The 22,289-nt window shown below is 68.5% G+C and carries 22 protein-coding genes and 1 pseudogene; 17 read left to right on the top strand and 6 right to left on the bottom strand.

Annotated elements, in window-relative coordinates:
- Positions 1 to 13 precede the first annotated feature (13 nt).
- Entirely contained in the window at positions 14 to 823 is an 810-nt protein-coding gene (locus AB0M22_RS43135; RefSeq protein WP_364739223.1) for a GntR family transcriptional regulator, read from the bottom strand.
- A 278-nt stretch (positions 824 to 1,101) separates the two neighbouring features.
- Here AB0M22_RS43135 and AB0M22_RS43130 point away from each other — a divergent pair, with 278 nt between their 5' ends.
- The gene (locus AB0M22_RS43130; RefSeq protein ID WP_191094103.1) at positions 1,102 to 1,494 is read left to right on the top strand and encodes a DUF4254 domain-containing protein; all 393 of its coding nucleotides are present in this window, start codon (positions 1,102 to 1,104) and stop codon (positions 1,492 to 1,494) included.
- A gap of 74 nt (positions 1,495 to 1,568) precedes the next feature.
- Here AB0M22_RS43130 and AB0M22_RS43125 read toward each other — a convergent pair.
- A pseudogene (locus tag AB0M22_RS43125) lies at positions 1,569 to 2,492 on the bottom strand (MinD/ParA family protein); the annotation flags it as partial.
- A 2,442-nt stretch (positions 2,493 to 4,934) separates the two neighbouring features.
- On the opposite strand from AB0M22_RS43125, the gene infA reads away from it, so the two are divergent.
- The 13 genes from infA (at position 4,935) to AB0M22_RS43060 (ending at position 15,584) form a co-directional block, all read left to right on the top strand.
- Positions 4,935 to 5,156, top strand: coding sequence for a translation initiation factor IF-1 (gene infA, locus AB0M22_RS43120; protein WP_003418601.1), 222 nt, complete (start codon positions 4,935 to 4,937; stop codon positions 5,154 to 5,156).
- A gap of 269 nt (positions 5,157 to 5,425) precedes the next feature.
- The gene (gene rpmJ, locus AB0M22_RS43115; RefSeq protein ID WP_011207363.1) at positions 5,426 to 5,539 is read left to right on the top strand and encodes a 50S ribosomal protein L36; all 114 of its coding nucleotides are present in this window, start codon (positions 5,426 to 5,428) and stop codon (positions 5,537 to 5,539) included.
- A gap of 192 nt (positions 5,540 to 5,731) precedes the next feature.
- Positions 5,732 to 6,106: a 30S ribosomal protein S13 gene (rpsM, locus tag AB0M22_RS43110; RefSeq protein WP_014981767.1), complete on the top strand. Its 375-nt coding sequence runs from the start codon at positions 5,732 to 5,734 to the stop codon at positions 6,104 to 6,106.
- Between the two features lie 10 nt (positions 6,107 to 6,116).
- On the top strand, positions 6,117 to 6,530 hold the full coding sequence (gene rpsK / locus AB0M22_RS43105) for a 30S ribosomal protein S11 (RefSeq protein WP_040731638.1): 414 nt from the start codon (positions 6,117 to 6,119) through the stop codon (positions 6,528 to 6,530).
- 22 nt (positions 6,531 to 6,552) lie between these two features.
- A complete protein-coding gene (rpsD, locus tag AB0M22_RS43100; protein ID WP_150404164.1) occupies positions 6,553 to 7,158 on the top strand; it encodes a 30S ribosomal protein S4 in 606 nt (201 codons plus the stop codon).
- 102 nt (positions 7,159 to 7,260) lie between these two features.
- Positions 7,261 to 8,319 carry a DNA-directed RNA polymerase subunit alpha gene (locus AB0M22_RS43095; protein WP_014981770.1) on the top strand — a complete coding sequence of 353 codons (1,059 nt, stop codon included), beginning with the start codon at positions 7,261 to 7,263 and terminating at the stop codon, positions 8,317 to 8,319.
- A 49-nt stretch (positions 8,320 to 8,368) separates the two neighbouring features.
- Positions 8,369 to 8,896, top strand: coding sequence for a 50S ribosomal protein L17 (gene rplQ, locus AB0M22_RS43090; RefSeq protein ID WP_364739219.1), 528 nt, complete (start codon positions 8,369 to 8,371; stop codon positions 8,894 to 8,896).
- 96 nt (positions 8,897 to 8,992) lie between these two features.
- A complete protein-coding gene (gene truA / locus AB0M22_RS43085; protein WP_364739217.1) occupies positions 8,993 to 9,850 on the top strand; it encodes a tRNA pseudouridine(38-40) synthase TruA in 858 nt (285 codons plus the stop codon).
- Positions 9,851 to 9,913: 63 nt separating this feature from the next.
- The gene (locus AB0M22_RS43080; protein WP_364739215.1) at positions 9,914 to 10,738 is read left to right on the top strand and encodes an LLM class F420-dependent oxidoreductase; all 825 of its coding nucleotides are present in this window, start codon (positions 9,914 to 9,916) and stop codon (positions 10,736 to 10,738) included.
- Positions 10,739 to 10,864: 126 nt separating this feature from the next.
- Positions 10,865 to 12,319, top strand: coding sequence for an MFS transporter (locus AB0M22_RS43075; RefSeq protein WP_364739214.1), 1,455 nt, complete (start codon positions 10,865 to 10,867; stop codon positions 12,317 to 12,319).
- Positions 12,320 to 12,369: 50 nt separating this feature from the next.
- Positions 12,370 to 13,029: a response regulator transcription factor gene (locus AB0M22_RS43070; RefSeq protein ID WP_364739267.1), complete on the top strand. Its 660-nt coding sequence runs from the start codon at positions 12,370 to 12,372 to the stop codon at positions 13,027 to 13,029.
- A gap of 13 nt (positions 13,030 to 13,042) precedes the next feature.
- Entirely contained in the window at positions 13,043 to 14,473 is a 1,431-nt protein-coding gene (locus AB0M22_RS43065; protein WP_364739212.1) for a HAMP domain-containing sensor histidine kinase, read from the top strand.
- Between the two features lie 181 nt (positions 14,474 to 14,654).
- Positions 14,655 to 15,584 carry a TAXI family TRAP transporter solute-binding subunit gene (locus AB0M22_RS43060; RefSeq protein WP_364739210.1) on the top strand — a complete coding sequence of 310 codons (930 nt, stop codon included), beginning with the start codon at positions 14,655 to 14,657 and terminating at the stop codon, positions 15,582 to 15,584.
- Positions 15,585 to 15,593: 9 nt separating this feature from the next.
- Here the strand turns inward: AB0M22_RS43060 and AB0M22_RS43055 are convergent, their stop codons facing one another.
- Positions 15,594 to 15,917, bottom strand: coding sequence for a metal-sensitive transcriptional regulator (locus AB0M22_RS43055; RefSeq protein ID WP_150404174.1), 324 nt, complete (start codon positions 15,915 to 15,917; stop codon positions 15,594 to 15,596).
- Positions 15,918 to 16,087: 170 nt separating this feature from the next.
- Between AB0M22_RS43055 and AB0M22_RS43050 the strand changes: the two genes are divergently transcribed.
- Positions 16,088 to 16,897 carry an S-methyl-5'-thioadenosine phosphorylase gene (locus AB0M22_RS43050; protein WP_150404175.1) on the top strand — a complete coding sequence of 270 codons (810 nt, stop codon included), beginning with the start codon at positions 16,088 to 16,090 and terminating at the stop codon, positions 16,895 to 16,897.
- 33 nt (positions 16,898 to 16,930) lie between these two features.
- A complete protein-coding gene (locus AB0M22_RS43045; protein ID WP_364739207.1) occupies positions 16,931 to 17,941 on the top strand; it encodes an NAD-dependent epimerase/dehydratase family protein in 1,011 nt (336 codons plus the stop codon).
- 13 nt (positions 17,942 to 17,954) lie between these two features.
- On the opposite strand, the gene AB0M22_RS43040 is transcribed toward AB0M22_RS43045, so the two are convergent.
- Together AB0M22_RS43040 and AB0M22_RS43035 are read right to left on the bottom strand one after the other, a co-directional pair.
- Entirely contained in the window at positions 17,955 to 18,971 is a 1,017-nt protein-coding gene (locus tag AB0M22_RS43040; protein ID WP_364739205.1) for a GAF domain-containing protein, read from the bottom strand.
- An 81-nt stretch (positions 18,972 to 19,052) separates the two neighbouring features.
- Positions 19,053 to 19,886 (bottom strand): NAD(P)H-binding protein, encoded by an 834-nt coding sequence (locus AB0M22_RS43035; RefSeq protein WP_364739203.1) that lies wholly within the window; start codon positions 19,884 to 19,886, stop codon positions 19,053 to 19,055.
- A gap of 101 nt (positions 19,887 to 19,987) precedes the next feature.
- Between AB0M22_RS43035 and AB0M22_RS43030 the strand changes: the two genes are divergently transcribed.
- Positions 19,988 to 20,548: an NAD(P)H-dependent oxidoreductase gene (locus AB0M22_RS43030; RefSeq protein WP_364739201.1), complete on the top strand. Its 561-nt coding sequence runs from the start codon at positions 19,988 to 19,990 to the stop codon at positions 20,546 to 20,548.
- Positions 20,549 to 20,611: 63 nt separating this feature from the next.
- Here AB0M22_RS43030 and eccE read toward each other — a convergent pair whose 3' ends face one another.
- Positions 20,612 to 22,264 carry a type VII secretion protein EccE gene (gene eccE, locus AB0M22_RS43025; protein WP_364739199.1) on the bottom strand — a complete coding sequence of 551 codons (1,653 nt, stop codon included), beginning with the start codon at positions 22,262 to 22,264 and terminating at the stop codon, positions 20,612 to 20,614.
- Positions 22,265 to 22,289 lie beyond the last annotated feature (25 nt).

The raw sequence follows: 22,289 nt of genomic DNA, 5'->3' as shown, positions 1-22,289 counted from the left end.
TCGCTGCGCTCGCTCATGCCGACGGGATACCCGGCCCGTAGGGCACGCCGATGGTCCGCCCGATCACGCCCAGACCCTCGGCGTCGCCGAGTTGATAGGCGAGCCGGTTGCTCGCGGCGATCGAGCGGTGGCGGGTCGCCCGGGTGACCCGCTCGTGGTTGGCGCCGATCCGCAGGTGGTCCAGCAGGATGGTGCCCGCCGCCACGCCGAGCACGACGGCCTCTTCGGCGGAGGCGGGGCGCGCCGTCACCGTGTCGCGGTGCGCGGTCTCCGCGTGGCCGCGATCGGCCAGTCGCCGGGTGGTGCCCTCCGGAATGTCGTGCGGTGAGTCGATTCCGGTGGCCTCGGCCAGGTCTCGCGGATAGAAGGTGACCTCCCAGGACCACGGCTCGTTGTCGAGATACTGGACGACCGTCCGGGCCAGCACCCAGGAGTCCTCCGGCACGCCGAGCCATAACGCGACCGCGGGCCCGGCCGGCTCCATCTTCGCGGCGAACTCCTTCGACGGCACCCGGTGAGCGGCGCGCGCGATCTCCTCGAAGATATCGTGCGGCGATTTCGGCCGGTCCTGTCGAATATGTTCGGTGACAACCGATTCCAGAACTTCCTGGTTTCGCACGATGGTGCCGCGGGAAGTAGCTGTATAGACCAGATTTTCGGTGACCAGGACCTGAATCGCGTTGCGAGCGGTCGTCAGCGAGACCTGCATGTGCTCGGCCAGCTCCGTGTGGCTGGGCAACCGATCACCCGGTTTCCACTTGCCTGCGCGGATCTCCTCGCGGAGGAGGTCTGCGATCCGGTGGTACGTCGGACCGTCCGCCATCTTGCTCCTCGGTTGGTCGTGCAGGTAACGAAGTGTACTCTTCGTGACTTCCTACGGCCCGGTAACGCTTGACAGGTGCCTTCAGAGGTTTATTGTAATGAACGTCCTGATCCGGTGTTGTGCGGCGATGACGGCGAGGCAACGTGGCAGGTTCGGATACAACAGTCGTAATGGCTCTTCCCGGCACACTGCGGTGTACCGATTCGGTGGTGCAGTCCCACGCTCCTGGGCTGCTTCCCACCTCCGATCTACTTGTTCGGGCGTGTCGTGGGCACCGCGTGGTCGGTGGTCCGCTGCTCTGGTTCGCTCGCGATCTCGCGGTGCTGCACGAGCGGCGACTGGTCGGCCGCGGCGGTTCGGTGGACACCGATCCGCTGGTGGTCCTCGAAATCGAGCGCCGCAGAGTCGAATTGGTCATGGCCATCGATGACTGGGTCGCGCGCAGCGTGCCGCAGCATCGGCTCGGCGCGACCCTGCACACCGAGACGGTGGGCGCGGTCATCGACCGGCTCGCCGAATCCTCGGTGCGCGCGCATCACGCGCTGATGACTCTCGACGCACACGACGAAAGACTGCACGGCGCTTGGCATCACCTGGCCGAACTCGCCGATGCCTACGACGACCTGGTCCGCGACATCATCGCGGGCAGGCGTCGTCTCCCGGAGTGGTAACTCCCGCAACCGTTTTCCCTAGCTCTGCCACCTGCGGACCCCCGCGTCACGTGACGGTGTGACACGGGGGTGTTTCAGGGTTGGTAGCGGCGGTGATCGGTGGCGAAATCGTCGGCGATGGTGGCCGCGAGTTCGACGTAGGCGCGCTTGGTCTGCTTGTGCAAGCGGTGCAGATCGATCTCGGCGCCCTCGGACATGTGCGGATCGAACGGGATGATGTGCACGGCGCGGCAGCGGGACAGGAAGTACTCCCGCAACTGCTGGATGCCGACATTCGGTGATCCGGCCCGCGGCGAGTTGATCACCACCACCGCGTTGCGGACCAGGTGATCGTGTCCGTGCAGCGACAGCCAGTCCAAAGTCGCTGCGGCACTGCGGGCCCCGTCGATGGCGGGGGAGGAGATGAGCACCAGCGAATGGGCCAGATCCAGCACGCCCGACATCGCCGAGTGCATCAGCCCGGTGCCGCAGTCGGTCAGGATGATGTTGTAGAAGCGCTGCAGGATTCGCGCGACCGCCCGGTACTCTTCCTCGCTGAATGCCTCCGACGCCGCCGGATCGCGTTCGCTGGCAAGCACTTCCAGCCGGCTCGTGGCCTGCGAGGTGTGCCTGCGCACGTCCGAGTAGCGCTGGATGGACGGATCGAGCAGCAGGTCACGCACGGTCGACCGGGTCTGTAGCGGTACTCGCTGCGACAGCGTGCCGAAGTCGGGGTTGGCGTCCACCGCGATCACCCGGTCGCCCCGGATGGACGCGAAGATCGACCCGATACCCATTGTCGTGGTGGTCTTTCCGACGCCGCCCTTCAGCGACAGCGTCGCGATCCGGTAGTCGCCGCGCACGGGTTGCCGGATCCGCGCGACCAGTTCCTGTAGTCGCAGTTCCTCCGCGGACAGTCCCGGATTGATCGCGCCGCCCGACACGTGATGCACGGCCTTGCGCCAACCACTGCCCGGCGACTTCTTGGCTCGCCGCATCGGCACATCGTCCAGCGACGGCGGCGGCCCCGACTGGTACTGCACGCCCGGCTGGTACTGGCCACCGGGCGGGACCGGCGGACGCCCCCATTGGCCCGGGTGCGCTGGCGGTGTCGGCGACACGCCGCCCGGTGCCTGCCCGCCGACCTGCGGTCCGGCGAAACCGCCGGGTGCGCGTTGCGGGGGTTCGGTCTGTGGTCCTGGTTGTTCACTGCCTGGAGCCTGTCCGCCCGTGAAGGGTGGTGTCCGAGAGGCGGTTTCGTCCGGGGATGCTTGGTTGCGCCACGGCTCGCCGGGCGCCTGCGGTCCGGGCTGTTCGCTGCCGGGGGCCTGCGGCGTTGTCCGGGTGGGGGTTTCGTCCGCCCACACCGGTGCCGCGGCATTGCGCCACGGCTCGGCCGGTGCCTGTGGACCGGGCTGTTCGTTGCCCGGCGCCTGGCCGATCGTCGGCGGGGTGTAGCCGGTCGGGCCGACCGTGCCCGTGGGTGCGTACGGCTGTGGCCCGGGGCCGTTCTGCGGCGGAGCTTGGCGGCCGGATTCGTCCGCGCCCTGCTGCAACTCGATCTCGGAGGGCAGGCGATGCCGCCCGCTACTCGACGGACGGCCCGCGCCCGCGTTGGACGACGGCACCCAGTCGGGGGCCTGCCGGCCGGAATCGCGTTGCTGCTGGCCGGATTCCGGGCGTTCGGTGACGCCCGAGGTCGGCTGGCCGGTCGGCCAGCCGGAGAGTTGCGGGCCTGCCGTGCCGTTCGGTCCCGGTTCGGGAGCGGGAGCGTGTGGTCGTTCGGACTGCGGTGCGCGCAGTGGGCCGGTTGCCGGCGGTCCTTGATCGGCTGGGCTCGGTGGCGCCGAGTTTCCGATCGGTGCACGGTTCGGGGCTTGCTCCGGCGCGGTGCCAGGTGTCGCATCCCGCTCGACTCCGGGCGGCGCATACGGTGCACGGTTCGGCAGCTCGGGAGTTGTTGCCGCGGTGGGCCGTTCGCCGGGTGCGTCGCCGGGCGTGCGGCTCTGCTCGCGCGGTCCGGGTCGGTCCGGTATCGCCGGAGGTGTTGCGGGGCCCGGTCGTTGGGCAGCGCTCTGCGGGGCAGGTGCTTGTTCACCCTGCGGCGGGCCTTCGACACCACGTGTCGGTGCATCGAGCCGCGCCGGTGGTGCCGGTTCGGCGGTGGGCGCTGCCGATCGGTCGCCTTGCGGCGGTGGGGGATCGGGCAGCGGTGGCCGTCTCGGCGGTTGGGCCGGCGGCGGTGTCGGCTGCTCCGGGCGCGGCCCGGCGAGCCACGGCGGCGGACCACTGGACTCGGGTGCCCGCTGGACGGGGGCCTGCGGCGGTGGGGTGGATTCAGGAGCTCGCTGGATGGGAACCTGCAGCGGCGGGGTCGACTCGGGCGGCCGCTGGATGGGAGCTTGCGGCGCGGGAGTGGACTCGGGCGCGCGCTCCACCGGAGCCTGCGGTGCTCGGGTCGGCGCGTCGGGTGTGGCCGTCGAGGCCTGCGGCGGCGGGTCCGGCAGGGCGGGCGGCGGTGGTAGCTCGGGCCGGTTCGCCGGTGGACGCGGAGCCGGTTCGTTGGACACGGACGGCTCGGCAGCCGTGCGCCTGCCCAATGGTTGGAAGGCGGGCGGCGGCGGGCCCGGGTTGCGGGTGGGCAACGCCTGCGCCGGCGCCTCGGTGCGCTGCTGGGGCGCCTCGGTTCGCGCTGCCGGTGCTTCGGTGCGCTGCGGCGGTCCGGCCTGCCACGCGTCGTCCGGCCGCGGCTGGACGTAGGCGTCCAGACCCGACTGGCGCCACGGGTCGTCGCGCGGACCATCCTGCTGAGGCGAGTCCGGGGTGCGGGAAGGGGATTCGGGCGCGCGCTGGCTCGTCTCGTTCGGCTGCTCGTCGGCGCCGCGCCGGTCGTTCTTGTCGCGGCGCCACCGCTTGCCGCGTTTGTCTTGACGTCTTTGACTCGGACCCTCGTCGATCACATCGTCGGAGGGAAGATTCTGTACCGGCGCTTCGTAGCCGACCTGTGTGACATCGCTCTCGGACAGCCACGGCGGCAGCATGGGGAGGCCGTCGTTGTTCCGGCTCATGCCTCCACCTCGCTAGCGCTCGGTTCCGTCATGCCCGTGGGCGCTGCGTTCGGGGTTCGCTCGCTGCGCTCCCTCACGGGATCCCCCTTGATCTGCTCGACCCTGTTACCTGGACAGCGGTCAGTTTACGCGACGTCGGTGTACCGCAGCGGGGCAGGAGGCCAGGGGCCCGCGGCACCGGATTTCGTGCTCTGAACGGGGCGAAAAGAGTAGTGGCGGCAGGTGCTGGCACGGGCCATTTTTGCCGGAACCGTGGGGTACCGGTAAGCTGGAGCGGCGGTGCACCTATGCGCCGACTGTTTGTGTGTCTAGCGGTCACTTCGACCGACAGATCCATGTAAGCAGAAACAAGCCAAACAAACCAGGTTGAGCGTAACCGGGATCGCGGAGGACATGGCGAAGAAAGACGGGGCCATCGAGGTCGAGGGTCGAGTTGTCGAGCCGCTGCCCAATGCGATGTTCCGGATCGAGCTCGAGAACGGTCACAAGGTTCTCGCGCACATCAGCGGGAAGATGCGGCAGCACTACATTCGTATCCTCCCCGAGGACCGTGTGGTCGTCGAGCTGTCGCCCTACGACCTGTCGCGCGGCCGGATCGTCTACCGCTACAAGTAAATCGAATTGGGTGAGCCCTGCTCGCGGAGAGCGCTCGCCGGTAGTCGATTTACTTGGTGTTTTGTGGGGGTGCAACCCCCACACCCCGCCCGGCGGGCTTCGCCCCCGGACCCCCGCAGGGGGCTCGGCAGGGTGAAAACCTCGCCTCACCGGCCAGGGCGGGACCGAGAGCAGCTGCTCGACAGGGCGGCACAACAGACTTCCCCAGCGAAACGGCTGGGGAAAAACTGTGTTCACACCCGTGTGAACCACAACAAGATTGGACGGACGTGAAGGTTCAGCCGAGCGTCAAGAAGATCTGCGAGAAGTGCAAGGTGATCCGCCGTCACGGTCGGGTCATGGTGATCTGCGACAACCTGCGCCACAAGCAGCGCCAGGGCTGATCCCGCCGGGCACCGATCACTGATCGGCTTGGCCAACTAAAGAAGAACTCCCAGCTCCAGCCGCACGCTGCGGTATTCCGGGTTCGCTCGGAAGGCGTGTGCGCCAACCACCGGTACGGAGGCCGGTGCCCCAAACAAGACGCGGGGACGGACAGGGAGCAGACCTCCGCAACAGTCGAAGGAACCTGCCACATGGCACGTCTCATGGGCGTCGATCTCCCGCGCGAAAAGCGCATGGAGATCGCGCTGACCTACATCTACGGCATCGGCCGTACCCGCTCCAAGGAGATCCTCGCGGCCACCGGCGTCAGCCCGGACCTGCGCAGCAAGGACCTCAGCGACGACCAGGTGACGCAGCTGCGTGACTACATCGAGAGCTCGCCCGAGCTCAAGGTCGAAGGTGACCTGCGCCGCGAGGTGCAGGCCGATATCCGTCGCAAGATCGAGATCGGCTGCTACCAGGGCCTGCGCCACCGTCGTGGCCTGCCCGTGCGTGGTCAGCGCACCAAGACCAACGCGCGCACCCGCAAGGGCCCGAAGCGCACCGTCGCCGGCAAGAAGAAGTAGGGGATAACCGATGCCTCCGAAGTCCAGGGCCTCCGGCCCCAAGAAGACCCAGAAGTCGCGTCGCCGGGAAAAGAAGAACGTCCCGCACGGCCACGCGCACATCAAGAGCACGTTCAACAACACCATCGTGTCGATCACCGACCCGGCCGGAAACGTCATCTCCTGGGCGTCCTCGGGCCACGTCGGCTTCAAGGGTTCGCGCAAGTCGACCCCGTTCGCCGCGCAGCTCGCCGCCGAGAACGCTGCCCGCAAGGCGCAGGAGAACGGCGTCAAGAAGGTCGACGTCTTCGTGAAGGGCCCGGGTTCGGGCCGCGAGACCGCGATCCGTTCGCTGCAGGCCGCGGGCCTCGAGGTCGGCACGATCTCCGATGTCACCCCTCAGCCGCACAACGGCTGCCGTCCGCCCAAGCGTCGTCGCGTCTAGCGGGAAAGGAAACAGATAACAAATGGCTCGTTATACAGGCCCCATCACCCGCAAGTCGCGTCGTCTGCGCGTCGACCTCGTCGGCGGCGACCAGGCGTTCGAGCGTCGCCCCTACCCGCCCGGCCAGCACGGCCGCGCGCGGATCAAGGAGAGCGAGTACCTGCTCCAGCTGCAGGAGAAGCAGAAGGCTCGCTTCTCTTACGGCGTCATGGAGAAGCAGTTCCGCCGGTACTACGAAGAGGCCAACCGCCTCAAGGGCAAGACCGGTGACAACCTGCTGCGTCTGCTCGAGTGCCGCCTGGACAACGTCGTGTACCGCGCCGGTCTGGCCCGTACCCGTCGTCAGGCTCGCCAGCTGGTCTCCCACGGTCACTTCACCGTGAACAACCGGAGCGTCAACGTTCCGAGCTTCCAGGTGACCCAGTACGACATCATCGATGTCAAGGAGAAGTCGCTGGGCACGCTGCCGTTCCAGGTCGCGCGCGAGACCGTCGGCGACCGTCCGGTTCCCGGCTGGCTCCAGGTCATCCCGGGCCGCCTGCGGATCCTGGTGCACCAGCAGCCCGAGCGCGCCCAGATCGATGTGCCGCTCTCGGAACAGCTGATCGTCGAGTACTACTCGAAGTAACACGCTGCTACACGGTGCGTGATCCATCGAAACGGTGGATCACGCACAACCCCTTAAACGAGGCGTCAAATAGCGGGCGCCCAAACAGGAGGATGATCCTAAATGCTGATTTCACAGCGTCCGACACTGACCGAAGAGGTCGTTGCCGAGAACCGCTCGAAGTTCACCATCGAACCGCTCGAGCCCGGTTTCGGTTACACCCTGGGCAATTCGCTTCGGCGTACCCTGCTGTCCTCGATCCCGGGGGCCGCGGTCACGAGCATTCGTATCGACGGCGTGCTGCACGAGTTCACCACCGTCCCCGGCGTGAAGGAAGATGTCACCGACATCATCCTGAACCTCAAGGGTCTGGTCGTGTCCTCGGAGGAGGACGAGCCGGTCACGATGTACGTGCGCAAGCAGGGCCCCGGCACCGTCACCGCCGGTGACATCGTGCCGCCGACCGGTGTCGTCGTCCACAACCCGGACATGCACATCGCCACCCTGAACGACAAGGGCAAGCTGGAGATCGAGCTCGTGGTCGAGCGCGGTCGCGGCTACGTCCCCGCCGTGCAGAACAAGGCGTCCGGTGCGGAAATCGGCCGGATCCCGGTGGATTCGATCTACTCGCCGGTGCTCAAGGTGACCTACAAGGTCGAGGCCACCCGTGTCGAACAGCGCACCGACTTCGACCGTCTGATCCTGGATGTGGAGACCAAGAACTCCATCAGCGCACGGGACGCGCTCGCCTCGGCGGGCAAGACCCTGGTCGAGCTCTTCGGCCTGGCCCGTGAGCTCAACGTCGAAGCCGAAGGCATCGAGATCGGCCCGTCGCCGGCCGAGGCGGACCACATCGCCTCGTTCGGTCTGCCGATCGAGGACCTGGACCTCACCGTCCGGTCCTACAACTGCCTCAAGCGCGAGGGTGTGCACACCGTGGGCGAGCTCGTCGCCCGCACCGAGTCGGACCTGCTGGACATCCGCAACTTCGGCCAGAAGTCCATCGACGAGGTCAAGGTCAAGCTGCACGCGCTCGGCCTCTCGCTCAAGGACAGCCCGGCGTCGTTCGATCCTTCGTCTGTGGTGGGTTACGACGCGAGCACCGGAACGTGGAGCGACAGCGGCACGTTCAGTGACACCGACGGTGGCGAGCAGGACTACGCCGAGACCGAACAGCTCTAGGCCGCTGGGGTAGGCACCCCGGCCCGGCCTCACACAAGGAGAACAAACAATGCCCAAGCCCAAGAAGGGTGCTCGCTTCGGCGGGTCGGCGTCGCACCAGAAGGCGATCTTCGCCAATCTGGCGACGGCGCTCTTCGAGCACGGTCGTATTTCGACCACCGAGTCCAAGGCCAAGGCGCTGCGCCCCTACGCCGAGAAGCTTGTCACCAAGGCGAAGGGCGGCACCCTTGCCGACCGTCGCGAGGTGCTCAAGGTGATCCGCAACAAGGACGTCGTGCACGAGCTGTTCGCCACGATCGGCCCCTCGTTCGAGGGTCGCGAGGGCGGCTACACGCGCATCACCAAGACGCTGCCGCGTAAGGGTGACAATGCGCCGATGGCCATCATCGAGCTGGTCCGCGAGAAGACCGTGACCAACGAGGCCGACCGCGCTCGCCGGGTCGCGTCGTCCAAGAAGACCGAAGAGGCTCCGGCCGCCGAGGTTGTCGAGGAGAACGCTGACGAGGCCGTGGCCGAGACCGCCGAGGTCGAGGCTCCGGCTGCCGATGAGGCCGCTGAGGACAAGAAGGACGCCTGACGTTCGCGTCGGAGTTCTCGAACGAGCCCGCCACCCGATTCCGGGTCGGCGGGCTCGTTCGTATCACCAGGAGATGTTGTGACGGTGGAGGATTCGGTGGATTCTGCGGATGAGTCGTCGACGGACGCGCGGGTGTCCGCCCGTTTTCGGCTCGACATCAGTTACGACGGAACCGATTTCACCGGCTGGGCGCGCCAGCCCGGGCTGCGCACCGTGCAGGGTGTGCTGGAGGAATCGCTGAGCAAGGTGTTCCGGGAACCGGTGCAGCTGACTGTCGCCGGACGCACCGACGCCGGCGTGCACGCGGAAGGCCAAGTCGCACACTTCGATACGGCCGCCGAGGTGGACACGGACAAGTTGGTGCACCGGATGGCGCGCTTCCTGCCGAAGGACGTGCGGATCAAGGAGATTCGGCTCGCTCCCCCTGAATTCGATGCTCGCTTCTCGGCGATCCGCCGGCACTACGTGTACCGGCTGACCACCGCCCGCTACGGCGCCGAGCCGCTGCAAGCGCGCGGCATCGTCGCCTGCCGCCACGACGTCGATATCGACGCCATGCGCGCGGCGTCGGGAAAGCTGTTGGGCCTGCACAACTTCGCCGCCTTCTGCCGTCGCCGGGAGGGCGCGACCACGGTCCGTGAACTCCAGCGCTTCGACTGGGCCCGGCATGGTGATCTGCTCACCGCCTACGTCAGCGCGGACGCGTTCTGCTGGTCCATGGTCCGCAGCCTGGTCGGCGCCGTGCTCGCGGTGGGGGAGGGCCGCCGTACGCCGGACTGGACCGCTTCGCTGCTGACCGAGACCGAACGTTCCAGCTCGGTCACCGTCGCCCCCGCGCACGGCCTGAGCCTGGTTGCCGTCGACTACCCCGCCGACGCCGACCTGGCCGCCCGGAATGCGCAGACCAGAGAGGTGCGCATGGTGCCGTCCGGCGAGGGCTGCTGCGGCAGCTGAACCTTGCACGCCGAGGTTTCGCGGTGCCGGAATAGGAACGATCGCAGGGTGGTTCCGCAAAGCATGACAAACGAGGGTCTCGGACGGTTCGGTGTGTGGCGCGGGTACAACCTGTTCACCCCGGAAGACGCGCAGGAGCTGGAGAAATCCGGCTACGGAACGTTGTGGCTCGGCGCATCGCCGCCCGCCGACCTGTCCACCGTCGAGCCGTTGCTGGAGGCGACGGAGACGATCAACGTGGCCACCAGCATCGTGAACATCTGGGCCTCGCCCGCGAAGCAGGCCGCCGAGTCGTTCCACCGGATCGAGGCGCGGTTCCCCGGCCGCTTCCTGCTCGGTGTCGGCGCGGGACACCCCGAGCACACCGGTGAATACCGCAAGCCCTACGACGCCCTGGTCGAATACCTCGACGAGCTGGACGAATTGGGCGTCCCGGTCGAGCGTCGCGCCGTCGCCGCCCTCGGCCCGCGCGTGCTGAAGCTGGCCGCGGAGCGCTCCGCGGGCCCGCTGCCCTACTTCGTCCCGTCCACGCACACCGCGCAGGCCCGCGCGACGCTCGGACCGGACGCGTTCATCGCGACCGAACACAAGGTTGTGCTGACCGATGATGCGCGACAAGCACATTCGCTCGCCGACGGCATCGTCGGTTTCTACCTCGGCCTCACCAACTACGCCTCGAACCTGACCCGGCTCGGCTTCACCGACGAAGAACTCGCCAACCCCGGCGGCCGCGTCTTCGACGCCGTCATCGCGCACGGCGGCCCGGAACAGGTGGTGGCCCAGCTCAATGCGCATCTGGATGCCGGCGGCAACCACGTCGCGGTTCAGGTCCTGAACGAGGACTACGTCTCCGTCCTGCGCACCCTGGCCCCGCTGCTGAACGCGTAGCAATTCATGGGAGCACAACCGTCCTAAGGGACTGTTAGGAAGCAGCCAGGACTGTTCCCTACAGCCTGTGACAGCAGACACACTCGATCTCGGCTGACGCGCTGATGCGTCGAAGAAGGAGATCTTGTGACTACGACACAGCCCGTGAGCGAGCGACGGGTCGTCGCGAATGTGCTTCGCGGATCGATCGGCAACCTGGTCGAGTGGTACGACTGGTATGTCTACGCGGCGTTCAGCGTCTACTTCGCGAAAACGTTCTTCCCCAAGGACGATCCGACCGCACAGCTGCTCTCCACGGCCGCCGTGTTCGCCGTCGGCTTCCTGATGCGGCCGATCGGCGGCTGGCTGCTCGGCCGCTATGCGGACAAGTTCGGCCGCCGCTCCGCGCTGACGCTGTCGGTGACGGTGATGGCGGCGGGCTCGCTGCTGATCGCGGTGACCCCCGGCTACCAGACCATCGGCCTCGCCGCGCCGGCCATTCTGCTCATCGCCCGTCTGCTGCAAGGGCTTTCGGTCGGTGGTGAATACGCGACCAGCGCGACGTATCTGTCCGAGGTCGCCTCGTCGGGCAAGCGCGGGTTCTACTCGAGCTTCCAGTACGTCACCCTGGTCGCGGGCCAGCTCGTCGCGCTCGGCGTGCAGATCATCCTGCAGCAGTTCCTGACCAGCGCGGAAATGAACAACTGGGGCTGGCGCATCCCGTTCTTCATCGGTGCGGCGGGTGCGCTCATCGTGATGTGGCTGCGGCGCAGCATGGACGAGTCCGAGCAGTTCCGGGCCGCGGCCGCGGACCCGGAGAACCGGGTCTTCATCACCGACGGCATCGCGGAGCACGCCTACCAGTACGGCAAGGACAAGGCCGCCGAGTCGGCCGCCGCGCAGCGCGGCGAGCCGAAGCCGCCGCCCGCCCGTGGTTCGCTGCGCATGCTGCTGCAGTACCCGCGCGAATGCCTGCTGGTGATGGGCCTGACGCTCGGTGGAACGGTCGCGTTCTACACGTACACGACCTACATGCAGAAGTTCATGATCAACACCTCGGGCATCTCCAAGGGCACGGTCGCGTGGATCAACTTCATCGCCCTGCTCGTATTCGTGGTGCTGCAACCGCTGGCGGGCGCGTTGTCCGACCGGGTCGGGCGGCGCAAGCTGCTCATCTTCTTCGGCGTCGCGGGCACGCTGCTGACCGTGCCGATCATGACCGTGCTCGCGCACACCACGAACGTGCTGGCCGCGTTCGCGCTGATGATGCTGGCCCTGGTGATCATCACCGGTTACACCTCGATCAACGCCATCGTGAAGGCGGAGCTGTTCCCGACCAAGATCCGGGCGCTCGGTGTCGGCCTGCCGTACGCCCTGACCGTCGCCATCTTCGGCGGCACCGCGGAGACCATCGCCCTCGCGCTGAAGAAGGCGAACCACGAGTCGGTGTACTTCTGGTACGTGGCGGGCTGCATCCTCGTCTCGCTGGTCACTTACTTCTTCATGCGGGAGACCTCGGCTTCCTCGACCATCGAGGCCGAGGGGATCGCTACCGCCGATACCGGGGCGGCTGCGCCGGAACGCCGGCTGACCACTGCGTGAGCATCGGCCCGCCGCCCGCGCCGATCGACCCGCTGTGGGACGATCGGCGCGTGCGGCTTGCGGTGGTCGAAGATGACGACGGCGTCGGGGACGCGCTGGTCGAGGCGCTGAACGCCCGGGGCTACCGGGCCGAGCGCAAACGACGCGGCGCGGATCTGCTGACGGCGCACCGCGGCTATGACGCGGTCATTCTCGACCTCGGCCTGCCCGATGCGGACGGACTACAGATCCTGCGGCAGCTGCGCGAAGTGAGTCAGGTGCCGGTGTTGATCCTGACTGCGCGCAGCGACGAACGGTCGATCGTGCGCGGGCTGCGCGGCGGTGCGGACGACTACATCGTGAAGCCGCCGCGGATCGCGGAATTGATGGCCAGGCTGGAGACCGTCACCCGGCGCGCGGCCGCCGCGGCACAACCGGCGCAGGATGTGGTGGTCACCGGAGACGTGCGGGTGGACCTGCAAGCGCGTGCGGTCGAGGTGGGCGGCGAGCCGATCACGTTGACGCAGAAGGAATTCGAGCTGGTGCAGGCGCTGGTCGAACGGCCGGGCGCGGCGGTGAGCCGGCAGCAGCTGATGGACCGGATCTGGGGCGACGCGTTCGTCGCGGTCTCGCGGTCGCTGGACGTGCACATGACCGGGTTGCGCGCCAAGCTGAATCGGCCGGGGCTGATCACCACGATTCGCGGTTACGGGTATCGGTGGGGGCAGTGAGCAGGGGCAGGGCATGCGGCGCCGGCTACTCATCGCGCTGACCGTGTTCGCCGCGATCGCGGTGCTGGCGTTCGCCGTTCCGCTGTCGCTGACGGTGGCGACGAGCCGGACCCAGCAGTTGGTGCTCGCCCGTTCCGGTGATGCCGATCGGTTCGCCACCCTCGCCGCGGCCGCGTCGGCCGGAGGCGATAGTCGCGCGTTGTCCGACGAGGTGGGTCGCTATCACGAGCTGTACGGCGAAAACGTGCTGGTAGTCGATGCCAGGGGCACGACAACCGCCAACGGCGGCGCGAACCTCGACGATCCGGGGATCGGCGCCGCGGTGGCGGCGGCCCGGCGTAATCAGCGGCCGCAAGCGGTGGATCAGCTGACGCCGTGGGGTGCGCCGACCATGCTCGTCGCGCGTCCGGTCGGCACCGGGGTGCAGGTCGGCGGCGCGGTGGTGATCGAGGCGTCGACCGCGCGTGCGCGCGCCGATATCGCGCGGACCTGGGCGTTGATCGTGCTCGGCGGCGCGGTGGCGATGGCGTTGTTCACTTTGCTCGCACTGACTTTGAGCCGCTGGGTGCTGCGTCCGTTGGCGGCGCTGTCGCACTCGGTCGCCGAGCTCACCGCGACCCTGCCCAAGCCACGGGCCGAGACGATTGCCGCGAAACATCCGGTATCGATCGCCAGGCATCACGGTGGTCCGCCGGAAATGCGGGCCGTCGCGGAATCTTTCGACGCGATGGCGTTGGCCGTTGCCGACTCGGTGGACGCGCAACGGCAGCTTGTCGCCGATACCGCGCATGCCATGCGGAACCCGTTGGCGGCGCTGATGATTCGACTCGACTCGCTGGAGAACGCAATACCAGGCAACGCGGCCAGCACCTTTCGTAGCGCTAGCGCAGAAGTCGAACGGCTGACCGCGTTGCTCGACGGCCTGCTCGCGCTCGCCTCCGCCGAAACCCCGGATGCTTTCGACCTGGCCGAGCTCGGCGAGGCCGACGATCATTGCGACGCAGTACAAGTGGTCGCCGACCGCTTCGACGCGTGGCACTCGGCCTTCGAGGCGGCGGGGCAGGAACTGCACGTCAGCCCATCCATCGAACACGCCGACGTCGCCGTCCCCGCCGACGTGCTGGCACAGATTCTCGATGTGCCGCTGAGCAATTCGTCCCGCTACGCGGGGCCAGGTACCCGCACGGTGCTGACCGTCGCCGTCGAACCAGGCTGGGTCACGCTCACCGTTCAAGACAACGGAACCGGTGTTCCGTCCGACGAACTCGACCGACTCACTACCCGCTTCTTCCGCGGCTCGACCGCCGTCAGCGGCGGCTCCGGCCTCGGCCTCCCCATCGCCGCCGCCCTCGCACAAGCCCGCGGGGGCACCCTCACGGTGGCATCGATCGACCCGCACGGCCTCGCCGTGCACATCCGGATACCTGCGGCGGAGGCCGTATGACGAAGCGTTGCGATGTGCAGGCCCGGCATTTATGCCGTCCGGTTCGGTCCGTGCGGCCGCGCTATGGACGGCGGGCGGACAATGGCGGAGCGCGGGGTGGCGACGCCTGGACTGCCGGTGGCCAGGGACGTGTGACAGAGCAGAACCTGTTGTCGCGAGCAGTATTCGGCACAACGCGTCGATGCGAGGTGTCATGGTGCTGATGGGCCGGCGGGGTTTTCTCGCGCTGAGCGGAATGGCCGCGGCGGCAGGCATTGTCGGGTGCGGGCCCAGTAATGGGGGACCGGTCGTGCGGCTGGCCTCGGGGGAGATCGGCGGGTTCTATTACGCGTTCACCGGATTGCTCGCCGCCGCTGCTGCTCGATCGGGTGACGTGCGGATCGAGCGGGTGATCACCTCGGGTTCGCAGGAGAACCTGACGTTGCTGGCGCACGGACAGGTGGATGCGGTACTGGCACTGTCGGATTCGGTGCGGGACACGACGGATCAGGTGGCGCTCGGCCGGGTGTACGAGAACTACTTGCAGCTGGTGGTGCGCTCGGACAGCACGATCGGGAGCGTCGCGGAGCTGCGTGGCGCCCGGGTGAGCCTGGGCGCGGAGGGCTCGGGGGCGGCCTCGACCGGCGACCGGATCCTGCGCGTCGCCGGCCTGGATCCCGAAGTGGACGTGCAGATTTCGCATCGCCCGCTGCGCGAGGCCGTGGCGGAGCTGGCATCCGGGGAAGCGGACGCGCTGCTGTGGGCGGGCGGCGTCCCGACGAGCGTGCTCGAGATCCCCAAACGCATGCGGCTGGTCGACATGGGCGAACTGGCCGGGCCGATGCGCGAGCGGTTCGGACCGGTGTACGACCGGGTGGAGATTCCCGCCGACGCCTATCCCGGCGGTGTTGCCGTGCACACCATCGGAGTGGCGAACTTCCTGCTCGCGGCCGCATCCCTGCCCGACGACGTCGCCGCCTCGATTGTCGAGTTACTCGTCTATCAAGCTGATTCGCTGGTGCCCACCGAGGCCGCGGGCACCCAGTTCCTGGACGGCCGCTCGCTCATCGGCACCGCGCCCGTCCCGCTGCATCCCGGCGCCGCCGAGGTCTACCGCCGCTGGCACGGCTGACCGGCTGGGTCAGGAGCGGACCAGCCGGGCGATCGCGTCGGTCGCCTCTTTGATCTTCGCCTCGGCCTCGGGCCCGCCCGCCACCGCGGCATCGACCACGCAGTGACTGATGTGGTCTTCGAGCAGCCCCATCGCCACCGCCTGCAACGCCTTGGTCATCGCGGAGACCTGGGTGAGGATGTCGATGCAGTACTTCTCCTCCTCGACCATCCGCTGCAGCCCGCGCGCCTGACCCTCGATGCGACGCAGCCGCTTGAGGTAGTCGTCCTTCGCGGTGATGTAGCCGTGCGCGGCGTGATCGTGCGCGGTGTGGTCCTGGGGGGTCGTGGTCACCGTGTCTCCTCGCTGGCTGCCGGTCTGCGGGCGAACCGGATTAATACCCCCCTAGGGTACAGTTTTCTGCCTCGCTTGTCAGGCGGGCGCCGTCAAGGCTCTAGCTGCCGGTCGCCCGGAGTTTCGGTCCCCCTCGAGCGGCTGTCGCATCGAGACGAGAGAATCGGTGCATGAGTTCGCATGCCAAGCCCGCGCTCGCCGTCATCGGCGGCAGCGGCTTCTACGATTTCTTCGACAACGAGGCGACCCACGTCGAGGTAGAAACCCCCTACGGCGCGCCGAGCGCGCCGATCGCGGTCGGCGAGGTGCAGGGGCGCCCGGTCGCGTTCCTGCCGCGGCACGGCAAGAATCACGAATTCGCTCCGCACACCCTGCCGTATCAGGCCAACATGTGGGCGTTGCGTTCGCTCGGCGTGCGCCGGATCTTCGCGCCGTGCGCGGTGGGCAGCCTGCGCGCGGACTGGGGTCCCGGCACGGTCGCCGTGCCGGATCAGCTGGTGGACCGCACCTCCGGTCGTCCGCAGACCTATTTCGACGGCGGTGGCGTGCACGTCTCCTTCGCCGACCCGTACTGCGACGACCTGCGCACCGCGACGATCAAGTCCGCCGACGACGTGCTGCCGATGAAGGGCGCGGGCACGATGGTCGTCGTGCAGGGCCCCCGGTTCTCCACCCGGGCCGAGAGCCGCTGGTTCGCCGGGCAGGGCTGGGACCTGGTGAACATGACCGGCCACCCCGAGGCCGTGCTCGCCCGGGAACTCGAGATGTGCTACGCCGCAGTCGCTTTGGTGACCGACCTGGACGCGGGCCTGGAGGAGGGCAGCGGCGTGCACGCGGTGGACGTGTTCGCCGAGTTCAAGCGCAACCTGGTGCCGTTCAAGGACCTGATCCGGCGCTCGGTGGCCGCGGTCACCGAGACCGACACCTGCGATCGGTGCCGCGTTCATACCGGGGTGTCGCTGCCGTTCGAGCTACCCTGACCCATGCGGGGGTGCCGAACAAGGGTGCGGTGAATGAGAGTGCTGATCACCGGCGCGGCCGGTTTCCTCGGAACACACGTGTGCAAAGCCGTGTCATCCGCCGGGCATGAGGTCGTCGCGATCGACCTGATGCTCGCCGCGAGACACGGCCCGGACGCGGAACCGCCGGACGGTGTCGCGCGCGTGGACGTGCGCGACACCGACGCGCTGGTGCCGCTGCTCGCGGGCATCGACGTCGTCTGTCACCTGGCCGCGGTCACCGCGGGCGGCCCGGCCGACTTCGCGACACACAACGATCTCGGCACCGCGGCGCTGCTCAGCGCTATGGAGCAGGCGAAGGTGCGCCGACTGGTGCTGGCGTCCTCGATCACGGTGTACGGCGAGGGTCGCTACCGCAGCGCGCGCGGCGGGCCGTTCTTCCCGGGACTGCGCAGGCGCGCGGATCTGGATCGGGGCAGGTTCGATCATCGCGCGCCCCGCACCGGTGACCTGCTGACCTGGGAGCCGGTGAGCGAGGACGCACCGCTGCGCCCGCGGGACAGCTATGGCGCGAGCAAGGTGGCGCAGGAAAACTATGCCTTCGCTTGGGGATTGAACGTCGGCGGCGCGGTGACGGCGCTGCGGTTGCATCAGGTCTACGGCGAGGGCGCGCGGGCCGGCCTGGTGGGCCAGGTGCGGGCCGCGCTGGACGAGGGCCGGGCTCCGCATGTGTTCGAAGACGGCGGGCAGGTCAGGGATTTCGTGCATGTGCGCGATGCCGCGGTGGCGGTGCTCGCGGCGGTCGAGCAGGCGCTGCCCGGGTTCGTTCCGCTGAATATCGCGTCGGGGCGGCCGATCACGCTGTGGGAGCTCGCCTCGATCATGGCCAAGGCGTGCGGTGGTCCGGCGCCGATTGTCACCGGGCAGTACCGGCTCGGTGACGTGCGGCATTTCGTCGCCGATCCCGAACGGGCCAGGCGGACATTGGGTTTCACCGCGATGGTGGCGCCGAGGGTCGGGCTGGCCGAGTTCGCGGCGGCTCCCGTGCGCGCGGCGGCGGGCTGACCGTCGTGCTCGGTCAGGTGTGTGGCCAGTCGACGATATCCAGCTGAACCAAGGCGAATTCGGGTGTCGGTGTGCCCGTGGTGCCGCTGGGGAGCGGGGACGCGGCCAGGTCGGCGACCAGCCAGTCGCCGGTATCGGTGGCCATCCGCACGCCGGGGATCGTCACCCGCTCGGCACCGGATCGGATGTCATTGCGGGCGCGGACTATTCGATGGCGGTCGGCCGGATGCGGCACCGTGCGTTCGTCGGTGCCGCGGCCCCAGCGCAATCCGGGGACGGGTTCGGTGACCCAGCGGACCAGCCGCACCTGGGCGAGGTCGACGATGGCGAGGTAGAGGTTCGGTTGTGCGCCGCGCAGCAGGTCCAGGGTCGCCGCTTCGAATGATTTCCGTTGCGGTGCAACACTGTCGGTGACGTCGACCGCCAAACCGAGCCACCGATACCGGTTCTCGTCGGGGTTGCGGGCGGCGAGCAGCAGCGTGCGTGGTCCGGTGCGCGCACGCACGGTTGCCGTATCCAGCCACCGGTCGCCGGGCTCGGACCTGGCCAGCGTGGCGACGAGATCCAGTGCGCCGTCGAATCGTTCGATCAGTTCGAAGGATTCCGCGCCGATCCAGACGATGTGGTCGGGCTCGAAATGCGGTCCGAGGTCGTGCGGGAGGGCCTCGATCCGCCGGGCGCGCGCGTCGACGCCGAACGCGGCCACGCCGACCGGCGGCGGTGGCTCGCCGGTGCCGACCCACAGGCGGACCGCGTGCACGCGGTTGTCCGGTCCGTGCAGCGGCACCACCAGGATGCGCTGGCCCGACCAGTTGTGCCGGGACTGCGGTAGCTGCTGGTCGATGCTCGAACCGGTGGTGTAGGCGGTCGCGACGAGGGGCTGTAGTCGCGTGGATACCGCGCGCTGGAACGACTTCCACTCGCGCGGCGCCGTGTCGACCGCGAGCAGCGACCACGTGTCGACGTGGCCGAGCGTTTCGATGAGCAGCCAGCGCCCGAGTATCACGAATCCCCCTCCCGAGTCGAACACTATGCCACGGTCAGGCTGATAGCCAGGACATATCGTGCCTGATTCGGCGGCGCGGACCGTACGAGGGGTCCGCTGACGCGGTCAGCGGGCGAAGTCGACGGCGTGTGCGCGCGCCCACTGCTCGAAGGTGCGCGGCGCGCGTCCGGTGACCTCCTGCACGGTCGGGTACAGCGTCTCCTCGTCCAGCGTGCCGTCGGCGAAGAAGCTCAAGAAGGCGTCGACGTAATGCTGCGGCATGGTGGCTGCCAGCTCGGCCCTGGTCTCCTCGGTGGTGAGCCCGTGCGCGACCAGTTGCCGGTCCAGAACCGCTGCCAGCAAGGCGATTTGGTCGGCGGGCAGCAGCGCTTGCGGGCCGGTCAGTTCCAGGATCCGGCCGTCGAGGTCGTCGCCGGTGAGTGCACGCGCGGCGACCGCGGCGATGTCGGCGGGATCGATCGCGCCGACCCGGACGTCCGGGAATTGCACCCGCACCACGTCGCCGACCGCGAGCTGGGGCAGCCAGCGCAGCGCGTTCGACATGAACGAGCGCGGGCGCAGGAACGTCCACGCCAGTTCGGATTCGCGCACCGCCTGCTCGGACAGGGTCATGTAGCGGGAGACGGCGTTGTCCAGGTCCTGCAACGCCGCCGACGCGCTCGACAGCAACACAATCCGTTGCACCCCGGCCTTTTTCGCGCGGCCGAGCAGGTCGGCCTGGTTGTCGTAGCCCGGCAGCAGGAACAGCGCGCGCACACCGTCGAGGGCCTCGGCCATGGTCTCCGGGCGGTTCAGATCGCCGGTCACCGTCTCGACGCCGGCGGGCAGCGTGGCGGTGGCCGGATCGCGCACCAGAGCGCGGACCGGCGTGCCGGACTCGCTCAACGCCGTCACCAGTTCGCCGCCGATGTTTCCGGTCGCCCCGGTTACCAAGATCATTTCGTCTTCCTTTCACCGCGCCGGGCGTGCTGCCGCGTTCGCTCCGGCCACGGGCAGTCTATTGACGGACTCCGTTCGACCGCGCCCGTTACGCTCACGCGGTGGACACTCCGTTGCGACTCGAGGTAATCGTGGCCAGCGTACGTCCGGAGCGTTTCGCTCCGGTGGTCGCCGACTGGTTCCTGCGCACGGTAGGCGCACACGCCGAGTTCGATACGGGCGTCATAGATCTGGCAGAAACCCCCCTGCCCACCGACCTGACCGACACCCCCGAAGCCGGCGCCTACCGCGCCCGGCTGGCTGCCGCCGACGCCTTCGTCGCCATCACCTCCGAGTACAACCACGGCTACCCGGCGTCCCTCAAAACTGCCTTCGACACTGCCAAACAAGAATGGCGCGCCAAGCCCATCGCCTTCGTCTCCTACGGCGGACTTTCCGGCGGCCTACGCGCGGTCGAACAATTGCGTCAGGTGGTCGCCGAGATCCACATGGTCTCGATCCGCGAAACCGTCAGCTTCCACCAAGCGAAGAAGCAATTCGACGCGTCCGGCGAAACCCACGACGGCGCCGCCATCGATGCTTCAGCCCGCATGCTCCGCCAATTGGCTTGGTGGGCAAGGAATCTGCGCGCAGCTCGGACAACCGACCCGTACCCCGGTTGATTCGCGCCGCCGCGCACGAAATCGCCGGCGGATTCGAGCCCGGCCGGTCAGAAGTGCGCGGTGTCAGCCTGCGCTCGGCACCGGGGCGCCGCGGCGGCCGCGGGGGTGGCCGATGTAGGTGGCTTCGCGGGGGATGGAGACGAGGGTGAGGTCGACCTGGGCGGTGCCGGTGCGCAGGATGACGTGGTTGCCGATCGCTCCGGGCTGGTGGATGGACAGGTCGGGGCGGGTGCCCGGCCAGCCCATCGGGTCGCCGGTGACGTAGATCGTGGTGACGCCGGCGTGCGGGGCGGGGGCGAGGACGCCGTCGACGACGGTCGCGGTGAAACCCGCGTCGGACTGGTGGGTTTCGACGGCGAGGGTGAGTCGCTCCGGGTTGCCGATGGTGGTGACCAGGTTTTCCCAGGCGTGCGCCCGGTCGGTGCGGATCAGGACGCGTTCGCCGACCGCGAGCGCGCGGAACACCAATTGCTGTGCGAGATAAAGCTCGCCGGCGACGTAGACGGTCGAGATGCCCGCGCCGACGATGCGGACCGCGACGCCGTTGCCCTCGTCGTCGGAGCCGATCAGCTGACCACAGCCGGAGGACGGCAGGTGCAGCGCGTCGATCACGTCGATCGGGTATTCGCTCATCGGGACCGTGGCGTCCACGCCGGGCACGGCCAGCGGCAGGTGCGCGAGCAGTCCGTCGCGGTGCCGTCCGTTCATCGACACCATGCCGGCGAGCTTGCTGCGCTCCGGCAGTTCCCGTGCGGTCAGCCGCCACGCGGCGCCGACGCTCACCGACTCCGCCGAGCTACCCGGCCGCAGCCGGACCGCGACCGTGGTGCCGCGCGACGGGGCCACCCACAGTTGCGCGAGCAGGTCCGAGCCGAGCCGCTTCGGATCGACGGCCATGCCGATGTTCACGCTGTTGCCGATTTCGGCGTAGCGCCAACGATGTTCGAGCGTGCGCGGGTCGAAGCCGCTGGTGATCTGCAGGACCGCCTTGCGGATTTCCGGCGCGGTCAGGATGCGGGCGTTGCAGTCGGCGTCCTCCAGCGCGCGCATGATGCGCTGGGTCGCGATGGTGACCGCGCGCGAAGCACCCTCCGCGCCGCCGCCACGTCGGGCCGCCGCCTCCGGGCAGGCGACCGCGTCGAAGCTGATCGCCAACCACACGGTGCGATGCGCGGTGGCAGGCAGCGGGCCGAGCAGCGATTCGTAGATCTTGCCCGCGGGCGTGCCCGAACGGCTGCGGTGTCCGTGGCTGACGATGTCGATGCCGCTGAGCAGGATGTCGTGCTGGTTGAGGCATTTCGCGAGTTCCGGCAGCGGAAGCAGGTGCGAGGCGTGCACCGTGTTGCGGGCGATCCGGGTCAGTCCGCCGGGCGGGGCGAGCACCTCGACGACCGTGACCACCCGGCTGCCCTCCCAGTACAGCCCGAGCGAGCGCCCGTCGGTGCCGCGGAAGTCGACCGTCTGGCCGATCGTGTACTCGCGCTTGGTGAGGTAGCGCCACCAGGTCGCGATCCAGTCCAGCACAGTGCGCTTGGCGATCGGGATCAGCGGAATCAGCGCGACGACGATGCCCACCCCGAGCGCGATCAGCGGCTGTAGCCCGGCGAGCAACGCCACTACGCCCGCGATAAAGCCGATGACCTGCGCAATCAACAGATTCTGCAGCGAGATTCGGCCAAGCAGCGGCCGTGGTCCCGCCCCGGCAGGTTCCGCCATCGTCGTCCCCCAAGTACCCGATGTC

Source organism: Nocardia sp. NPDC051756 (assembly GCF_040681495.1).
Taxonomy (GTDB): domain Bacteria; phylum Actinomycetota; class Actinomycetes; order Mycobacteriales; family Mycobacteriaceae; genus Nocardia.
Note: the sequence above shows the minus strand (reverse complement) of the source record. Positions and strands in the feature narration are given on the sequence as shown.

Coding starts and splice junctions, on each gene's coding strand:
- AB0M22_RS43045 (WP_364739207.1), top strand. CDS start 16,931: ATGAGAGTGCTGATCACCGGCGCGGCCGGTTTCCTCGGAACACACGTG.
- AB0M22_RS43065 (WP_364739212.1), top strand. CDS start 13,043: ATGCGGCGCCGGCTACTCATCGCGCTGACCGTGTTCGCCGCGATCGCG.
- eccE (WP_364739199.1), bottom strand. CDS start 22,264: ATGGCGGAACCTGCCGGGGCGGGACCACGGCCGCTGCTTGGCCGAATC.
- AB0M22_RS43060 (WP_364739210.1), top strand. CDS start 14,655: ATGCGAGGTGTCATGGTGCTGATGGGCCGGCGGGGTTTTCTCGCGCTG.
- rpsD (WP_150404164.1), top strand. CDS start 6,553: ATGGCTCGTTATACAGGCCCCATCACCCGCAAGTCGCGTCGTCTGCGC.
- AB0M22_RS43080 (WP_364739215.1), top strand. CDS start 9,914: ATGACAAACGAGGGTCTCGGACGGTTCGGTGTGTGGCGCGGGTACAAC.
- rpsM (WP_014981767.1), top strand. CDS start 5,732: ATGGCACGTCTCATGGGCGTCGATCTCCCGCGCGAAAAGCGCATGGAG.
- AB0M22_RS43095 (WP_014981770.1), top strand. CDS start 7,261: ATGCTGATTTCACAGCGTCCGACACTGACCGAAGAGGTCGTTGCCGAG.
- rpsK (WP_040731638.1), top strand. CDS start 6,117: ATGCCTCCGAAGTCCAGGGCCTCCGGCCCCAAGAAGACCCAGAAGTCG.
- infA (WP_003418601.1), top strand. CDS start 4,935: ATGGCGAAGAAAGACGGGGCCATCGAGGTCGAGGGTCGAGTTGTCGAG.
- AB0M22_RS43050 (WP_150404175.1), top strand. CDS start 16,088: ATGAGTTCGCATGCCAAGCCCGCGCTCGCCGTCATCGGCGGCAGCGGC.
- AB0M22_RS43035 (WP_364739203.1), bottom strand. CDS start 19,886: ATGATCTTGGTAACCGGGGCGACCGGAAACATCGGCGGCGAACTGGTG.
- AB0M22_RS43135 (WP_364739223.1), bottom strand. CDS start 823: ATGGCGGACGGTCCGACGTACCACCGGATCGCAGACCTCCTCCGCGAG.
- rplQ (WP_364739219.1), top strand. CDS start 8,369: ATGCCCAAGCCCAAGAAGGGTGCTCGCTTCGGCGGGTCGGCGTCGCAC.